Annotated in this window: 14 protein-coding genes; 3 read left to right on the top strand and 11 right to left on the bottom strand. The window is 66.6% G+C overall.

The window, feature by feature from the left end; genetic code table 11:
- Positions 1-48: 48 nt before the first annotated feature.
- Positions 49-2169, bottom strand: coding sequence for an ATP-dependent DNA helicase RecG (recG, locus tag HUK68_RS01150; RefSeq protein WP_175502542.1), 2121 nt, complete (start codon positions 2167-2169; stop codon positions 49-51).
- 150 nt (positions 2170-2319) lie between these two features.
- On the opposite strand from recG, the gene HUK68_RS01145 reads away from it, so the two are divergent.
- Entirely contained in the window at positions 2320-3579 is a 1260-nt protein-coding gene (locus HUK68_RS01145) for a cyclic di-GMP phosphodiesterase (RefSeq protein ID WP_175502541.1), read from the top strand.
- 122 nt (positions 3580-3701) lie between these two features.
- Entirely contained in the window at positions 3702-4790 is a 1089-nt protein-coding gene (queA, locus tag HUK68_RS01140; protein ID WP_175502540.1) for a tRNA preQ1(34) S-adenosylmethionine ribosyltransferase-isomerase QueA, read from the top strand.
- 450 nt (positions 4791-5240) lie between these two features.
- Here queA and HUK68_RS01135 read toward each other — a convergent pair whose 3' ends face one another.
- From HUK68_RS01135 to HUK68_RS01120, 4 genes are read right to left on the bottom strand one after another with little or no spacing between them, the layout of a single operon-like run.
- Entirely contained in the window at positions 5241-5999 is a 759-nt protein-coding gene (locus tag HUK68_RS01135) for an iron ABC transporter ATP-binding protein (RefSeq protein WP_175502539.1), read from the bottom strand.
- Entirely contained in the window at positions 5996-7000 is a 1005-nt protein-coding gene (locus HUK68_RS01130; RefSeq protein WP_175502538.1) for an iron chelate uptake ABC transporter family permease subunit, read from the bottom strand. The genes HUK68_RS01135 and HUK68_RS01130 overlap by 4 nt, the downstream gene beginning before the upstream one ends.
- Position 7001: 1 nt before the next feature.
- Positions 7002-7997, bottom strand: a complete 996-nt coding sequence (locus HUK68_RS01125) for an ABC transporter permease (protein ID WP_175502537.1) — start codon at positions 7995-7997, stop codon at positions 7002-7004.
- Positions 7978-8925 carry a siderophore ABC transporter substrate-binding protein gene (locus tag HUK68_RS01120; protein ID WP_175502536.1) on the bottom strand — a complete coding sequence of 316 codons (948 nt, stop codon included), beginning with the start codon at positions 8923-8925 and terminating at the stop codon, positions 7978-7980. Before HUK68_RS01120 ends, HUK68_RS01125 begins: the two co-directional genes overlap by 20 nt.
- A 258-nt stretch (positions 8926-9183) precedes the next feature.
- Here HUK68_RS01120 and HUK68_RS01115 point away from each other — a divergent pair, with 258 nt between their 5' ends.
- On the top strand, positions 9184-10083 hold the full coding sequence (locus tag HUK68_RS01115; RefSeq protein WP_175502535.1) for a DMT family transporter: 900 nt from the start codon (positions 9184-9186) through the stop codon (positions 10081-10083).
- A gap of 270 nt (positions 10084-10353) precedes the next feature.
- Here HUK68_RS01115 and HUK68_RS01110 read toward each other — a convergent pair whose 3' ends face one another.
- Genes HUK68_RS01110 through trpE form a run of 6 tightly spaced genes read right to left on the bottom strand, consistent with a single transcriptional unit; the run spans position 10354 to position 15414 of the window.
- Complete coding sequence (locus HUK68_RS01110; RefSeq protein ID WP_175502534.1) at positions 10354-11100, bottom strand: uracil-DNA glycosylase; 747 nt, start codon at positions 11098-11100, stop codon at positions 10354-10356.
- Positions 11101-11114: 14 nt separating this feature from the next.
- The gene (trpC, locus tag HUK68_RS01105; protein ID WP_175502533.1) at positions 11115-11915 is read right to left on the bottom strand and encodes an indole-3-glycerol phosphate synthase TrpC; all 801 of its coding nucleotides are present in this window, start codon (positions 11913-11915) and stop codon (positions 11115-11117) included.
- Positions 11916-11940: 25 nt separating this feature from the next.
- On the bottom strand, positions 11941-12987 hold the full coding sequence (gene trpD / locus HUK68_RS01100) for an anthranilate phosphoribosyltransferase (RefSeq protein ID WP_175502532.1): 1047 nt from the start codon (positions 12985-12987) through the stop codon (positions 11941-11943).
- A gap of 9 nt (positions 12988-12996) precedes the next feature.
- Positions 12997-13581, bottom strand: coding sequence for an anthranilate synthase component II (locus HUK68_RS01095; RefSeq protein ID WP_175502531.1), 585 nt, complete (start codon positions 13579-13581; stop codon positions 12997-12999).
- A 4-nt stretch (positions 13582-13585) separates the two neighbouring features.
- Positions 13586-13918 (bottom strand): chorismate mutase, encoded by a 333-nt coding sequence (locus tag HUK68_RS01090; protein ID WP_175502530.1) that lies wholly within the window; start codon positions 13916-13918, stop codon positions 13586-13588.
- A complete protein-coding gene (gene trpE / locus HUK68_RS01085) occupies positions 13915-15414 on the bottom strand; it encodes an anthranilate synthase component I (RefSeq protein WP_175502529.1) in 1500 nt (499 codons plus the stop codon). The genes HUK68_RS01090 and trpE overlap by 4 nt, the downstream gene beginning before the upstream one ends.
- Positions 15415-15667: the final 253 nt, after the last annotated feature.

Below are 15667 nucleotides of genomic sequence, written 5' to 3'. Positions count from 1 at the left end.
TCGCACTTTACCCGGCTGAAATTGCCGGGGCAATGATACCTGCGGGCCTCAGGCCTTGAGGTATTCGGCCTTTCCTCCCAGCCAGCGCGCCACATGGCGTTCGGCCAGCTGCGGAAACCGGTCGAGCATCTGCGGTGCGCATTCGCGTGCCCACTCCAGCAAGGCAATGTCGGCGGCCAGGTCGGCAAAGCGCAGCATGGCCGCGCCGGACTGGCGTGCGCCCAGGAACTCGCCAGGTCCGCGGATTTCAAGATCGCGGCGCGCGATCTCGAAGCCGTCGTTGGTTTCGGCCATGGCACGCAGGCGGTCGCGCGCGGTTTCGCCGAGCTTGCCGTTGTCGCCCACGGCATACAGCAGCACACAGGCCGAGGCCGCCGCGCCCCGGCCCACGCGCCCGCGCAGCTGATGCAGCTGGCTCAGCCCGAAGCGCTCGGAATGCTCGATCACCATCAGCGAGGCATTGGGCACGTCGACGCCGACCTCGATGACCGTGGTGCTGACGAGCACGCCCATCACGCCCGCAGTGAACAGCTCCATCACCGCCTTCTTCTCCGCCGTGGGCATGCGCGAATGCAGCAAGCCGACCATGACGCCGGGCAGCGCCTCGCTCAGGTCGACGTGGGTCGCGGTGGCGTTGGACAGGTCCAGCGCCTCGCTTTCCTCGATCAGCGGGCAGACCCAGTAGACCTGGCGGCCTGCCGCGACCTGCGCTGCGATGCGCTCGATGACCTCGTCGCGGCGGCTGTCGGCAATCAGCTTGGTGACGATCGGCGTGCGCCCGGGCGGCAGCTCGTCGATGGTCGACACATCGAGGTCGGCGTAGTAGCTCATGGCCAGCGTGCGCGGGATGGGCGTCGCACTCATCATCAGCAGATGCGGCTCGAGCCCGGCATGCGCGAGCTTCTGCCGCAGCGCCAGGCGCTGGGCCACGCCAAAGCGGTGCTGCTCGTCGATGACGGCCAGCGCCAGGTGGTGGAACTGCACCTGCTCCTGGATCACGGCATGCGTGCCGACGACCAGCGCGGCCTCGCCGCTGGCGATCAGCGCCAGCATTTCGCTGCGCTGCTTCTTCTTCTGCGCGCCCGACAGCCAGGCCACCTTCTTGCCCAGCGGCGCGAGAATCTGTTCAAGCCAGCCGACCAGCTTGCCGAAATGCTGCTCGGCCAGGATTTCGGTCGGCGCCATCAGCGCGCATTGCCAGCCCGCGGCAATGCAGGTCACGGCCGACAGCGCGGCCACCACGGTCTTGCCCGATCCCACATCGCCCTGCAGCAGCCGGTGCATGGGCACGGGCCGCGCCATGTCGGCGGCAATCTCGGCGCACACGCGCTGCTGCGCGCGCGTGAGGCCGAACGGCAGTTGCGCGAGGAACTGCGCATCGAGCGGCAGCACGCCGGGCACGGCCGCAGGCATGGTCAGCACCGGCGCGCGCAGCCGCGCGCGTTCGCGCTTGGACTGGTACTGCGACAGCTGCTGGGCCAGCAATTCCTCGGCCTTGAGCCGTTGCCAGGCCGGGTGGGTGTGGTCCTCGAGCGTCGCCAGCGCCACATCGGGCGTGGGATTGTGCAGGAACCGAAGCGCTTGCTGCAGGCTGTAGAGCGGCTGCAGCCCGCCCGCGCCAAAGGTCTGGTGCACCGGCGGCGCGGCGTTCGGCGGCAGGGTGTCGCTCAGGTCGGCGCGCTGCAGCGCGCTGGCAATGGCGCGGCGCAGATAGGGCTGGGGCAGCCCGGCCACGGTGGGATAGACCGGCGTGAGCGCGGCCGGCAGTTCGCCGCCGGCCGTGCGGAATGCCGGGTGCATCATCTGCCGGCCCCAGAATCCGCCCTTGATCTCGCCGCGGATGCGCAGCCGCGCGCCCACGGCCAGGGTCTTCTGGTGCGAGGGATAGAAGCTGAAGAAGCGCAGCTCGCAGCTGCCGGTGTCGTCCTCGACCTGCACCACCAGCTGGCGCCGCGGACGCAGCTGCACCTCGCTCGAGACCACCGTGGCCTCGATCTGCACCACGCTGCCGTCGCGCGCATTGCGCAGCGGCGTGATCCGCGTTTCATCCTCATAGCGCAGCGGCAGATGCAGCGCCAGATCGATGTCACGCGTCAGGCCGAGCTTGAGCAGCGCCTTTTGCGCACTGCTGGCGGCGGCTTTGGACGGGGCGGGAGACGGGGCAGGCATGTACGGCGGAAATCTCGGTCAAAGGGGAAGGCACAATAGGGCTACGCTTGCGCGCAACCCGCGCACCGCAACACGGCGCGATGGTCTGAGTAAAAAGGCTACCATGCGCCGGTCCACTTTTCGCCAGGTTACCTTTCACGCCCCGCTCACATGCTCAAGCGCCTCAATGTCCAGCACCTCTCGCAGGGCATGTATCTGCACGAATTCTGCGGCTCGTGGCTCGCCCACCCTTTCTGGCGCACGCGTTTCCTGATCAAGACCCCGGAGGAGCTGGCCAAGCTGCATGGCGGCACCATCCAGGAGGTCTGGATCGACGTGCGCAAGGGCGCCGACGTGCCGCCCGAGGTCGAATGCCTGGTCTACGATCCTGACGCCTCGGCCTTCGTCGACCTGCCGGCGTCGGCACGTTCGGAGCGGCCGCGCTCGGCACGCCGCGCCAGCACCAGCCGCATGGACGAGGAACTGCAGCGTGCCGCGAGCCTGTGCGATCGCGCGCGCCCCGCCATCAGCCAGCTGTTCAGCCAGGCGCGCGCCGGCACGGGCCTGGACATCCCGCCGGTCTACCAGCTGGTCGAGGACATCACCGACTCGATCGAACGCAATCCCGGCGCGCTGACCAGCCTGGTGCGCCTCAAGGAAATCGACCAGTACACCTACCTGCACTGCCTCGCGGTCTGCGCGCTGATGGCGGCGCTGGCGCGGCGCCTGGGCCTCGACGACCACAGCGTGCGCAAGGCGGCGCTGGCCGGATTGCTGCACGACCTGGGCAAGGCCGGCATCAGCCCGGACATCCTCAACAAGCCCGGGCCGCTCGACGACTACGAATTCGCCATCATGCGCACCCACTCGGCCAAGGGCTGGCAGATGCTGCAGTCGATGGACATCGACCCGGCGGTGCGCGATGCCTGCCTCTACCACCACGAGAAGGTCGACGGCACCGGCTATCCGCACCAGCTCGCGGGCGAGAACATTCCGCTGCTGGCGCGCATGGCGGCGATCTGCGATGTCTACGATGCCGTGACCTCCGACCGGCCCTACAAGCGCGGCTGGCCGCCGGCCGAAGCCATCCGCCGCATGGCGCAGTGGACGCGCAGCCACCTGGACCACAAGCTGTTCGAGGCCTTCGTGCAGACCGTGGGCATCTACCCCGTGGGCTCGCTGGTGCGGCTGAACTCCGAGCGGCTGGCGGTGGTGGTCGAGGCGTCGGAGGTCTCGCTGCTCGCGCCGCGCATCAAGGTGTTCTATGCGATCCGGCCGCAGCAGCGCATTCCGCCCTATGTGATCGACCTCGCCGCGCCGAATTGCGAGGAGCGCATCGTCACCTACGAGAACCCGGCCGACTGGCCGTTCGACGACCTCGTCACGCTGTGGCGCGGGCGCCAGCCCAGCGAGGAGCCGGCGCTGGCCTGAGCGCCGGGCCCTGCATGGCCCGGCAAAGACAACAGTGGCCGCAGACACGGCTTTTCTTTGCGACAATCCCGGCTCCTTTTTCTGACCCTTGGAACGGGCCCCGTCCGGCCCTCAAGAACCACATGCCTTCCAGTTCCCGCGCCTTCACGCTCAGCGACTTCGACTTCGCGCTTCCCGAATCCCTCATTGCCCAGCATCCCGCGCCCGAACGCAGCGGCTCGCGCCTGCTGGACGGCCGCAGCTCCCCGGCGCAGCACCGCATCTTCCGCGAGCTGCCCGAGCTGCTCAATGCCGGCGACCTGCTGGTGTTCAATGACACGCGCGTCCTCAAGGCCCGGCTGTTTGGCGAGAAGGCCAGCGGCGGCAAGCTCGAGCTGCTGATCGAGCGCGTGCTCGAAGGCAACCAGGTCGTGGCGCACATGCGCGTGAGCAAGAAGCCGCTGCCCGGCGCGCGCATCCACATGTGCGGCGGCCTGCGTGGCGGCGGTTTCGACGCCGAACTGCTGGGCCGCTGGCCCGACGAGAACGGCCCGCTGTTTCGCTTCGCGCTGCAGGGCCCCGCGGGCGAGACGCCCTACGAACTGATGGAACGCCACGGCCACCTGCCGCTGCCGCCCTATATCGAGCGCAACCAGTCCGAGGGCGACGACCCTGACGCGGCCGAAGACAGCCAGCGCTACCAGACGGTGTTTGCCAGCAAGCCCGGCGCCGTCGCCGCGCCCACGGCCGCGCTGCACTTCGATGAAACCGTGCTGGCGCGCCTGGCGGAGCGCGGCGTGGAACGCGCCAGCGTGACGCTGCATGTCGGCGCCGGCACCTTCCAGCCGGTCAAGACCGAGAACCTCGCCGAGCACCAGATGCACAGCGAGTGGTACGACATTCCCTTTGCAACGCTGGCCGCGCTCGAGCGCTGCCGCCAGCGCGGCGGCCGCGTGATCGCGGTCGGCACGACCACGGTGCGCACGCTCGAGTCCTGGGCCCGGAGCGGCAATATCCAGGGCGACACCAGCATCTTCATCACGCCGGGCTTCGAGTTCCAGGTGGTGGACATGCTGGTCACCAACTTCCACCTGCCCAAGAGCACGCTGATGATGCTGGTCAGCGCACTCGCGGGCTACGAGCGCGTGATGGCCCTGTACCAGCAGGCGATCGCCAACCAGTACCGGTTCTTCAGCTACGGGGATTCGATGCTGCTGGAACGCCAGCGTTGAAGCGGTTCTTGGGCTTATTGAGCGTCTGAAAGGACGTGTTCAGCCTTTGTGCTGGGCCGCCTTGTCTCCCGTTCGTCCTGAGCTTTTCGAAGGATGAACTACGGCCTAGAGCAATACGCAATGCTGTTTTGGGGCAGGCAGATTCCGCACGGAAACCCCCTTAGACAAGCCCTGAAGAAACAGCTTCTTTCGTTAGCTAAATCAATGACGATAAAGCCACCGGTTTAGGAAAACAGCGGCAAAACTTGAACCGTTCTTGGTGAGCGTGCCTGGCCGGCCGCGTCGAACCATGAACGCCCGATCCTCATGACTTGCGCGCAGGCCGTCCATCCTTCGACTGGCTCAGGACGAACGGGGAAACCAGCAGAGGTCATGCTGTTTTCTTGATAACGCCTGGAGAGACGCGTTTGCTTAACCCGCTCAGGACGAATGGCATGGGGGGCAACGGCGTCAAGTGAAGTAATGGCACAGCCTTTGCCCCTTGACTTCATGCACGGTGACTTCGATGCCATACAGCGCCGACAGGACCCCGTCCTGCACCACCTGCTGGGGTGAGCCTTCGTGCGCCACGCCGCCATCCTTCATGGCAATGATGTGGTCGGCATAGCAAGACGCGAAGTTGATGTCGTGCAGCACCACCACCACGGTCTTGCCGCGCTCGTCGACCGCGCGGCGCAGCAGCTTCATCATGCCCACGGCATGCGCCATGTCGAGGTTGTTGAGCGGCTCGTCGAGCAGCAGGTAGGGCGTGTCCTGGCACAGCACCATGGCGATATAGGCACGCTGGCGCTGGCCGCCCGAGAGCTCGTCGAGAAAGCGCTCGGCCAGCGGCTGCAGTTGCAGGTACTCGAGCGCGTCCTCGACATGCTTCAGGTCTTCCACGGTGAGCCGGCCCTTGCTGTGCGGAAAGCGGCCGAAGCCCACCAGGTCGCGCACCGTGAGGCGCAGCGCCGACTGGTTGTCCTGGCGCAGGATGGCCATGACGCGCGCCAACGCATCGCTGGCGGTCGTCGCGACATCCAGGCCGTCGACGCGCACCGTGCCGCTGCTCATGGGCATCAGCCGGCTCACCAGCGACAGCAGCGTCGACTTGCCCGCGCCGTTGGGCCCGATGATGGCCGTGAACTTCTGCTTTGGAATCTGCAGCGAAACCGCGTCCAGCACCGTCGTGCTGCCGTGGCGCTTGACCACATCACGTGCGTCGATCATGTCTTGCCCTTGCGCATCAGCAAATAGATGAACACCACGCCGCCGAGGAACTCGACGACGATGGACAGCGCGGTGTTGAATGCAAACACCTGCTCGAGAATCACCTGGCCGCCCAGCAGCAGCACGCAACCCCACAGCACGGCCGCGGGCAGCACCCAGCGGTGGCGGCGCGTACCCATCGACTGGTAGGCCATGTTGCTGACCAGCAGCCCGAAGAAGGTCACGGGCCCGACCAGCGCCGCCGACACCGCCACCAGGCAGGCCATCACGACCAGCAACTGCAGCACCTGGCGCTGGTAGGCAACGCCCAGGTTCACCGCGACATCGCGGCCCAGCGCCAGCACGTCCAGCACATGGCGCTGGCGCCAGATCCAGGCCACGCCCAGCAGCATCAGCGCCATGGACGGCCACAGCAACTGGACCTGGATCGCGTTGAAATTGGCAAACATCCGGTCCTGCAGCGTCGCGAACTCGTTCGGATCGATCATGCGCATCGCAAAGCTGGTCAGGCTGCGAAACAGGATGCCGCCGACCATGCCCACCAGCAGCATCAGGTGCAGGCTGCTGGCCTGGCCCGTGAACAGCCAGCGCATCAGCATGACGCTGAACAACACCATCAGCGCGATCTCCAGCAGGTACTTGGGCAGCACGCCCCAGGCGACGACACCGGACGCGCCCAGGAACAGCACCAGCAGCGCCTGCAGGAACTGGTAGAGCGCATCAAGCCCCATCACCGACGGCGTCAGGATGGTGTTGTGGGTGATGGTCTGGAACACCACGGTCGACATGCCGATCGCGCCGGCCACGACCAGCATCGTCAGCAGCTTGGTGCCGCGGTGCTCGAGGATGAAGGCCCAGTCGGTCTTCACGCCCACGGTCATGAAGGCCGTGCCGGCCAGCACGGCCAGCAGCACCAGCAGGCCCAGGCGCAAGCCGGGCCGCTGCCAGCGTTCGGCCCAGGCCACGGCGCGCGGCGCGGCTGTTTGCGTTGTAGTTTCCATATCAGCCTGCACGCCGCCGCTTGCGCACGATCAACACGAGAAAGAGCGCGCTGCCCACGACACCCATCACCGTGCCCACGGGAATCTCATAGGGCGCGATCACCAGCCGGCCCACCAGGTCGCACAGCAGCGTCAGCGCCGCGCCGGCCAGCGCCACCCACAGCACGCTGCGGCGCACGTTGTCGCCGACGACCAGGCGCACGACATTCGGCACGATCAACCCGACGAAGGGAATGCTGCCCACGGTCACGACCACGCAGGCCGTGACCACGGCCACGACCACCAGGCCCTGCCACACCAGGCGCCGGTAGTTGAGCCCGAGGTTGGTGGCAAACGACTCGCCCAGTCCAGCGACGGTGAAGCGGTCGGCGGCCAGGCAGGCCAGCAGCGTCACGCCCAGCGACAGCCAGAGCATTTCATAGCGCCCTTCGACCACCACCGAGAAGTCGCCGTTGGCCCAGGCGCGCAGCGACTGGATCATGTCGTGCTGATAGGCGAAGAAGGTCGCGCCCGCGTCGATCACGCCGGCCAGGATCAGGCCCACCAGCGGCACGATCCACGCCGAGCGCAGCTTCACGCGCGCCAGCACCGCGAGAAACAAAGCCGTGCCGGCCAGCGCCATCAGCGCCGCGACGCCCATCTTGGCCCAGACCGACCAGTCGGGCGCCCACAGCGCCATCATCAGCATGCCCAGCGTCGCCGACTCCACGGTGCCCACCGTGGAAGGCTCGACGAAATGGTTGCGCGCCAGCATCTGCATCAGCAGCCCGGCCACGGCCATCGACGAGCCCGCGAGAATCAGCGCCAGCGTGCGCGGCACGCGGCTGTAGAGCAGCACCTGCGCCACCATGTCGTCCTCATGCGAAGACCACAGCGTGTTCCAGGAGACATCGCTGACACCGACCGACAGGCTCCACAGCGCCAATGCAAAAAGGGCCACCAGGGCCCCGGACCACGCCACCACGAAGGTGCGGGCCTTAACGGCGCGAAAAAGCATCCGACAGTTGCTGGATGTTGGCCTTCAAGGCGCCCGGGCCCGCGTTGGACAGCAGATACCAGTTGGCGGCATTGAGATACACCACCTGCTGGCTGCGCCAGGCCTTGGTGGCCTGCACCAGCTTGTTGTCGAGCAGCTTCTGCGCGGCCGCGCCTTCGCGGCCGATCGCGGCGTCGCGGTCGAGCACGAGCAGCCATTCCGGATTGGCCTTGAGCAGGTATTCGAAGGACACGGCCTGGCCGTGCTTGGAGACCTCGATCTTCTGCGGCAGCGGCTTCATGCCGAACACGGTGTAGAGCATGTCGAAGCGCGAACCCGGGCCATAGACGCTCAGCTTGCCGCCATTGGTCATCAGGAACAGGCCCGGTCCCTGCTTTGCCGCCTGGGTGCGCAGTCCGGCAATGGCCTTTTCCACGGACTGGATCTCGGCTTCGCCTTTTTCCCGCACGCCATAGATCGCGGCCAGCGCGCGGATGTTGCGGTAGACCTCTTCGATCTGCTTTTGGTTGTCGACGGTCACGTCGAGCACCGGCGCGAACTTCTTGAGTTCGGCGATCTTCGGCAGCGAACGGTTGCCGGCAATGATCAGATCGGGCTGGAGCGCCTTGATCTTTTCATAGTCGGGCTCGAACAGGCTGCCGACCTGCGGATACTTTGCGCTGTCGGCATAGCGTTCGAGCAGCGGCGGCATTTTCTGGTTGGGCACGCCCTGCACGTCCACGCCCAGAGCCTGTAGCGTGTCCAGCGCGGCCAGGTCGAACACCAGCACGGTCCGGGGCTTGAGGGGCATGCGCACTTCGCCCGAAGCATCCTTGACGGTCACGGTCTCTGCGGTCCAGCCCGAAGCGCCGCCACCGGCCAGGCTCAGCACCACACCCCATTGCCCCAGGCGCCCCATGGCCTGGCGGCGCGTCACGGAAAACGACATATCCCCAATCCTTCCTACATTGCCGGCAAAAAAATGGTCCGCAGCGGCACTCCGTTGCGAACAATTATCATTATGCATGCGAACCAATTTTCAGGGTTGACCCTAGGGTGGCTTGCGCCTGACGGCCTCGCGGCCCGCATGCCGCGCGCGACCGCCTGGCCAGGCCCTAGAATGTTTTTCCTGCGCCGCACATCCGTGCACGCAGCCAAAATTCCAAGCCGCACCGGCGGCAGATTCATTCAAGAGAGGGTGGGCGCGATGTCCTCCTGGTTCACGCGGCTGGCCCCTGCCACGCGCTCGGCCCTGACCGGCATCGGCCTCACGGTATGCGCCTGCGCGCTGTTTGCGCTGCTCGACAGCGCCACCAAGTTCAGCGGCCAGTTCCTTCCGATGCTGCTGGTGGTCTGGCTGCGCTACCTGGCCCAGGCGCTGGTCACGGCGGCGCTGGTGGTGCCGCGCCATGGCTTGGCCATCCTGCGCACCCAGCATCCGCGCTTCCAGTTCAGCCGCGCGGCCTGTGGCCTGGCAATCACCTGCATTGCGTTTTTCTGCATCCAGAGCATGCCGCTGGGCAACTTCACCGCGATCTGGTCCGCAAGTCCGCTGCTGATCGTGGTGGCTTCGGCCTGGCTGTTCAAGGAACGCATCAGCGCCGCACGCCTGGTGCTGCTGCTGATCGGCCTGGCCAGCGTGATCCTGATCGTGCGGCCCGAGAGCACCGACCAGCCGCTGGGCTGGCGCAGCCTGCTGCCGATGGCGCTGCTGCTGTGCGGAACCGGCTACCAATTGCTGGGCAGCCGGCTGGCGCGCCTGGACGAACCCGCAACGACCCAGCTCTACACCACCTGGCTGCCGCTGCTGCTCACGGCGCCGCTGCTGCCCTGGTTCTGGCAGAGCGTGGGCAGTTGGCAACTCTGGGCCGCGGTACTGGTCATGGGCACCTGCAGCGGCATCGGCCACCTGCTGCTGCTGCAGGCCTACCGCGCGGCCACGCCGGCCACGATCTCGCCCTTCCTCTACAGCCAGATCGGCTTTGCGATGGCCATGGGCTGGCTGTTCTTCGGCCAGGTGCCGGACCAGCTGTCGCTGATCGGCATGGCGGGCGTGGTGCTGGCCGGCATGGCAGGTATTTTCCTGAGCCTGCGCGAATCCCGCTGAGCGGTACCAGGCCCACGCACGCTGAGGCTGTCGAAGGGTGGTATTCCGCTCACCCTGAGCCTGTCGAAGGGTGTCTTCACTCGGGACGGAAGGCCGTCCATCCTTCGACAAGCTCAGGACGAACGGTTTATCCCGCTCGCCCTGAGCCTGCCGAAGGGGGTCTTCACCCAGGACGGAAGGCCGTCCATCCTTCGACAAGCTCAGGACGAACGGTTTATCCCGCTCGCCCTGAGCCTGCCGAAGGGTCGCCCTGAACCGTCGAAGGTGCCCCTAGGCGGGTCCTGGCGCAGGGCTGCCTGTCGAAAGCTGCGCCTCGCGGAACGCCCGCGCCTTGCCGAAATGCCCGTTGCCGATAAACGGCACGGGCGGGCGCAGTGCCGACAGCGGCGAGGGGTGGTTGCTGGTCAGCACCAGGTGGCCGCGATCGGCTGGGATCCAGGCCTGCTTGGACTGCGCATGGCTGCCCCAGAGCATGAACACCACCGGATTCGGGCCTTCGGCGACATGCCGGATCACGGCATCGGTCAGCGCTTCCCAGCCGCGCTTGCTGTGGCTCGCGGCCTGGCCCTCTTCCACCGTGAGGCAGGTGTTGACCAGCAGCACGCCATGCGTGGCCCATTTCACCAGGCTGCCGCCGGGCGCGGGAAACGCCGGCATGGGCGTGCCCAGGTCGCGTTGCATTTCCTTGAAGATGTTGCGCAGCGACGGCGGCAGCGCCACGCCCGGAGCCACCGAGAACGCCAGCCCTTCGGCCTGGCCGCGGCCATGGTAGGGGTCCTGGCCCAGGATCACCACGCGCACCGCCTCGGGCGGCGTGAGTTCGAGCGCGCGCAGCGGCTGCGGCGGAAAGATCACCGCGCCCGCATCGAGCCGCGACTGCAGGAAGGCCAGCAGCTTGGCACCCACCGCGCTGCCGAAGAAGCTGTCCACCAGCGGCTGCCAGCCCGGCGCCACAGGCCAGTCGGCAGGATGGGCGCTTTGCAGTTGGGTCACGGGACTGTCAGGGGATGGATGCATGGCGTTCTGGGGTGTCAGGAAAACAGCTTGGCCAGCGACAGGCCCGGCTCGTCGGCACGCATGAAGGCTTCGCCCACGAGGAAGGCATTCACGCCCGCGCCGCGCAGCAGCTTCACATCGGCCGGTGTCAGGATGCCTGATTCGGTGACCAGCAGCTTGTCGGCCGGGACCTGTTTCTGCAACTCGAGCGTGGTCTGCAGGCTGACTTCGAAGGTGCGCAGATTGCGGTTGTTGATGCCCAGCAGCGCGGTCTTCAGGCGCAGCGCGCGCTCGAGTTCGGCCGCGTCGTGCACTTCGACCAGCACCGCCATGTCGAGGCTGCGCGCCACGGCTTCCATCTCGGCCATCTGCGCGTCGTCGAGGCAGGCGGCAATCAGCAGTACGCAGTCGGCGCCCATCGCGCGCGATTCATAGACCTGATAGGGGTCGATCAGGAAATCCTTGCGCAGCACCGGCAGCAGGCAGCTCGCGCGCGCCTGCTTCAGGTAGTCGACGCTGCCCTGGAAGAACTGCTTGTCCGTGAGCACGGACAGGCAGGCCGCGCTCACCGTGCCATCGCCCTCGGCATAGCTTTGCGCGATGTCGGCGGGAATGAAGTCGGCACGGATCACGCCCTTGGACGGGCTGGCCTTCTTGACTTCGGCAATGACCGCGGCCTGGCCCTTGGCGATCTTCGCACGCAGCGCGCCTTCGAAGTCGCGCGTCAGCACGCGGCTCTCGGCATCGCGGCGCATCTCGGCCAGTGGCATTTTCTTCTGGGCGGCGGCAAGTTCTTCGCGCTTGACGGCCACGATCTTGTTGAGGATGTCGGACATGGAAAGCTTTCGGTATCTGGGAACTTCAAACGGCCTGCGGGAACGACAGCGCCTGCGACCTGGCGACCAGCTGCTCGAGCTTGGCCATGGCCGCGCCGCTGTCGATGACCTGCTGCGCGCGCAGCAAGCCCTCGGCAATGCCGGGCACGACATTCGCCGCATACAGCGCCGCGCCAGCGTTGAGGCACACGATGTCGCGCGCCGGGCCCTTGGCGCCCTGCAGCACGCCGCGCAGCATGGCCAGCGATTGCTCGGGGTTCTCGACGCGCAGCGCGCGCGTGCTGGCCATCTGCAGGCCGAAGTCCTCGGGGTGGATCTCGTATTCATGCACCGCGCCGTCGCGCAGTTCGCCGACCAGCGTGCCCGCGCCCAGGCTGATCTCGTCGAGCCCGTCGCGGCCATAGACCACCAGCGCATGCTCGGCGCCCAGGCGCTGCAGTGCGCGCACCTGGATGCCGACCAGGTCCTCGTGGAACACGCCCATCAGGATGTTGGGCGCGCTCGCCGGGTTGGTGAGCGGGCCGAGGATGTTGAACAGCGTGCGCACGCCCAGTTCCTTGCGCACCGCGGCCACGTTCTTCATCGCCGGGTGGTGGTTGGGCGCGAACATGAAGCCGATGCCGACATCGGCAATGCAGGTGGCGATCTGCTCGGGCGTGAGGTTCAGGTTCACGCCCAGCGCCTCCATCGCATCGGCGCTGCCGCTCTTGCTCGAGACGCTGCGCCCGCCGTGCTTGCTCACTTTGCCGCCGGCCGCGGCCACCACGAACATCGAGCAGGTCGAGATGTTGAAGGTGTGGGCGCCGTCGCCGCCGGTGCCGACGATGTCGACCAGATGCGTGGTGTCGGCCACCGGCACGCGCAGCGAGAACTCGCGCATGACCTGCGCCGCGGCGGTGATCTCGCCAATGGTTTCCTTCTTCACGCGCAGCCCGGTGAGGATGGACGCGGCCATGACCGGCGACATCTCGCCGCCCATGATCATGCGCATCAGGTGCAGCATCTCGTCATGGAAGATCTCGCGGTGCTCGATCGTGCGTTGCAGCGCTTCCTGGGGAGTGATGTGTTTCATGCGGGGGTCTCAGGCCTTCTGTTCCAGGAAATTGCGCAGCATGGCGTGGCCATGCTCGGTCAGGATGCTTTCGGGGTGGAACTGCACGCCCTGGATCGCCAGCTCGCGATGGCGCACGCCCTGGATCTCGCCGTCTTCGCTGGTCGCTGTGACTTCGAGCACGTCGGGCAGACTGGACTGTTCGATCACCAGCGAGTGGTAGCGGTTGACGGTGAACTGTTCGGGCAGATCGGCAAACACGCCCGACTGCGTGGTGGTGATCACGCTGGTCTTGCCATGCATCTGCTGCTGCGCGCGGATGATGTTGCCACCAAACGCCGCGCCAATGCTCTGGTGGCCCAGGCACACGCCCAGGATGGGCAGCTTGCCGGCGAAATGCTGGATCGCGGCCACCGAGATGCCGGCTTCGGCCGGCGAGCAGGGGCCGGGCGAGATCACCAGGCGTTCGATGCCCTCGGCCTGCATGCGCGCCTGCAGTTCCTCGAGCGTGATCTCATCGTTGCGCACGACGCTGACCTCGGCACCGAGTTCGCCGAAGTACTGCACGATGTTGTAGGTGAAGCTGTCGTAGTTGTCGATCATCAGCAGTTTCATCGCATCACTCCTTGGCCGCCAGGCCGTCGGCGCGCAGGCGCGCGAGTTCCTGGTGTTCATAGGCGATGAACAGCTCCATCATGCCGCGGTACAACTGCTCGAGCAGGTCCGGGTCGCCGCCTTCGGCCACGGCGCGTTCACGCACGCGGTCCACGATGGCCTGGATGCGCGCTTCGTCGCGCACCAGCTGCGTGTCGTTCTTCACGCGCGCCGCCTGGGTCATGAAAGCGCTGCGCTGCACCAGCAGCGGCACCAGGATGTCGTCGAGGGCATCCACGCCCTGGCGCACTTGCGCCATGGTGGTGCAGTGCGGCACCTTGTCGATTGCGCGGCTCATTCCAGTCCTTCCTCTACCAGTTCGGCGGCGCGCAGCAGCGCCCGCGCCTTGTGTTCGGTCTCGCGCCATTCCATCTCGGGCACCGAGTCGGCAACGACGCCGGCCGCGGCCTGCACATAGAGCATGCCGTCCTTGATCACGCCGGTGCGGATGGCGATCGCCACGTCCATGTCGCCGGCAAAGCTCAGGTAGCCGCAGGCGCCGCCATAGATGCCGCGCTTGACGGGCTCGAGCCGGTCGATGACTTCCATGGCATGCACCTTGGGCGCGCCGGTCAGCGTGCCTGCGGGGAATGTCGCCTTGAGCACATCCATGCTGGTCATGCCGTCATCGAGCAGGCCTTCGACATTGCTCACGATGTGCATCACATGGCTGTAGCGCTCGACCGCAAACGCCTCGGTCACCTTGACGCTGCCGGTGCGCGCGATGCGGCCGATGTCGTTGCGCGCCAAGTCGATCAGCATCACATGCTCGGCGCGTTCCTTGGGGTCGTTGATCAGTTCGATCTCGGTGGCCTTGTCGGCTTCGGGCGTGGCGCCGCGCGGGCGCGTGCCGGCCAGCGGGCGGATGGTGATCTTCTGGCCCTCGGGCGTCTTTTCCTGGCGCACCAGGATTTCCGGGCTGGCCCCCACCACATGGAAATCTCCGAAGTGGTAGTAGTACATGTAAGGGCTGGGATTGAGCGAGCGCAGCGCGCGGTACAGGCTCAGCGGGCTTTGCGTGTAGCGCTTGTGGATGCGCTGGCCGACCTGCACCTGCATGAACTCGCCCGCGGCAATCATTTCCTTGGCCTGCTCGACGGCGGCGATGTAGTCGGCCTTGGCAAAGCTGCGCTGCGCCGGGTGGCTCTCGCTGGCCTTGAGCTGCGGTGCGCTGACCGAGTAGCGCAGCTGCTCCTTGAGCGCGCGCAGGCGCTTCTTGCCGCGCGAATAGGCTTCGGGCTGTGACGGGTCGGCGTAGACAATCAGGTAGAGCTTGCCCGACAGGTTGTCGATGACCGCGACTTCCTCGCATTGCAGCAGCAGGATGTCGGGGCAGCCCAGGTCGTCGGGCGGGCACGAGTGCTCGAGCTTCTTCTCGACATAGCGCACCGCGTCGTAGCCGAAGTAGCCGGCCAAGCCGCCGCAAAAACGCGGCATGCCCGGCGTCAGCGCGACCTTGAAGCGCTGCTGGTAGGCGGCAATGAAGTCCAGCGGGTTGCCGCTGTGGGTCTCGACGACCTGACCGTCGGTCACGACCTCGGTCTTGGCATCGGCGCCAAAGCCGCTGGCGCGCAGCAGGCTGCGCGCGGGCAGGCCGATGAAGCTGTAGCGGCCGAAGCGCTCGCCGCCAACGACGGATTCCAGCAGGAAGCTGTACTTGCCGTCGCCCTGGCCATGGGCCAGCTTGAGGTACAGGGACAGCGGGGTTTCGAGGTCGGCAAACGCCTCGACCATCAAGGGAATACGGTTGAAGCCTTGCGCGGACAGGCTTTTGAATTCGAGTTCTGTGATCACAGAGGAGAGCTCCCAGCTCGGGCGGCAGGCATGGAATCAGCTGCCGCAGTTCAATCAAACGGCCCGCCAAGGGGCCACGGGTGCACGCTGGGACGTGCCCCAGGTGCCATCAGGCGTTCGAGTGCGTAGGCTTGCGCCAGGGCCAGGCTCCCCGGTCTGTGCAACCTGCAGTGAACGTGCGATGAATGAACATGGGGCAAAGTGTAGCAAACCCGCGCTGGGTCAAAGGTGAATACCTGGCTTAACCGTTCGC

Source organism: Comamonas antarctica, from assembly GCF_013363755.1.
GTDB classification, from domain to species: Bacteria; Pseudomonadota; Gammaproteobacteria; order Burkholderiales; family Burkholderiaceae_C; genus Comamonas; species Comamonas antarctica.
The sequence above is the reverse complement of the archived record's forward strand: the minus strand, read 5'-3'. Positions and strand labels throughout refer to the sequence as shown.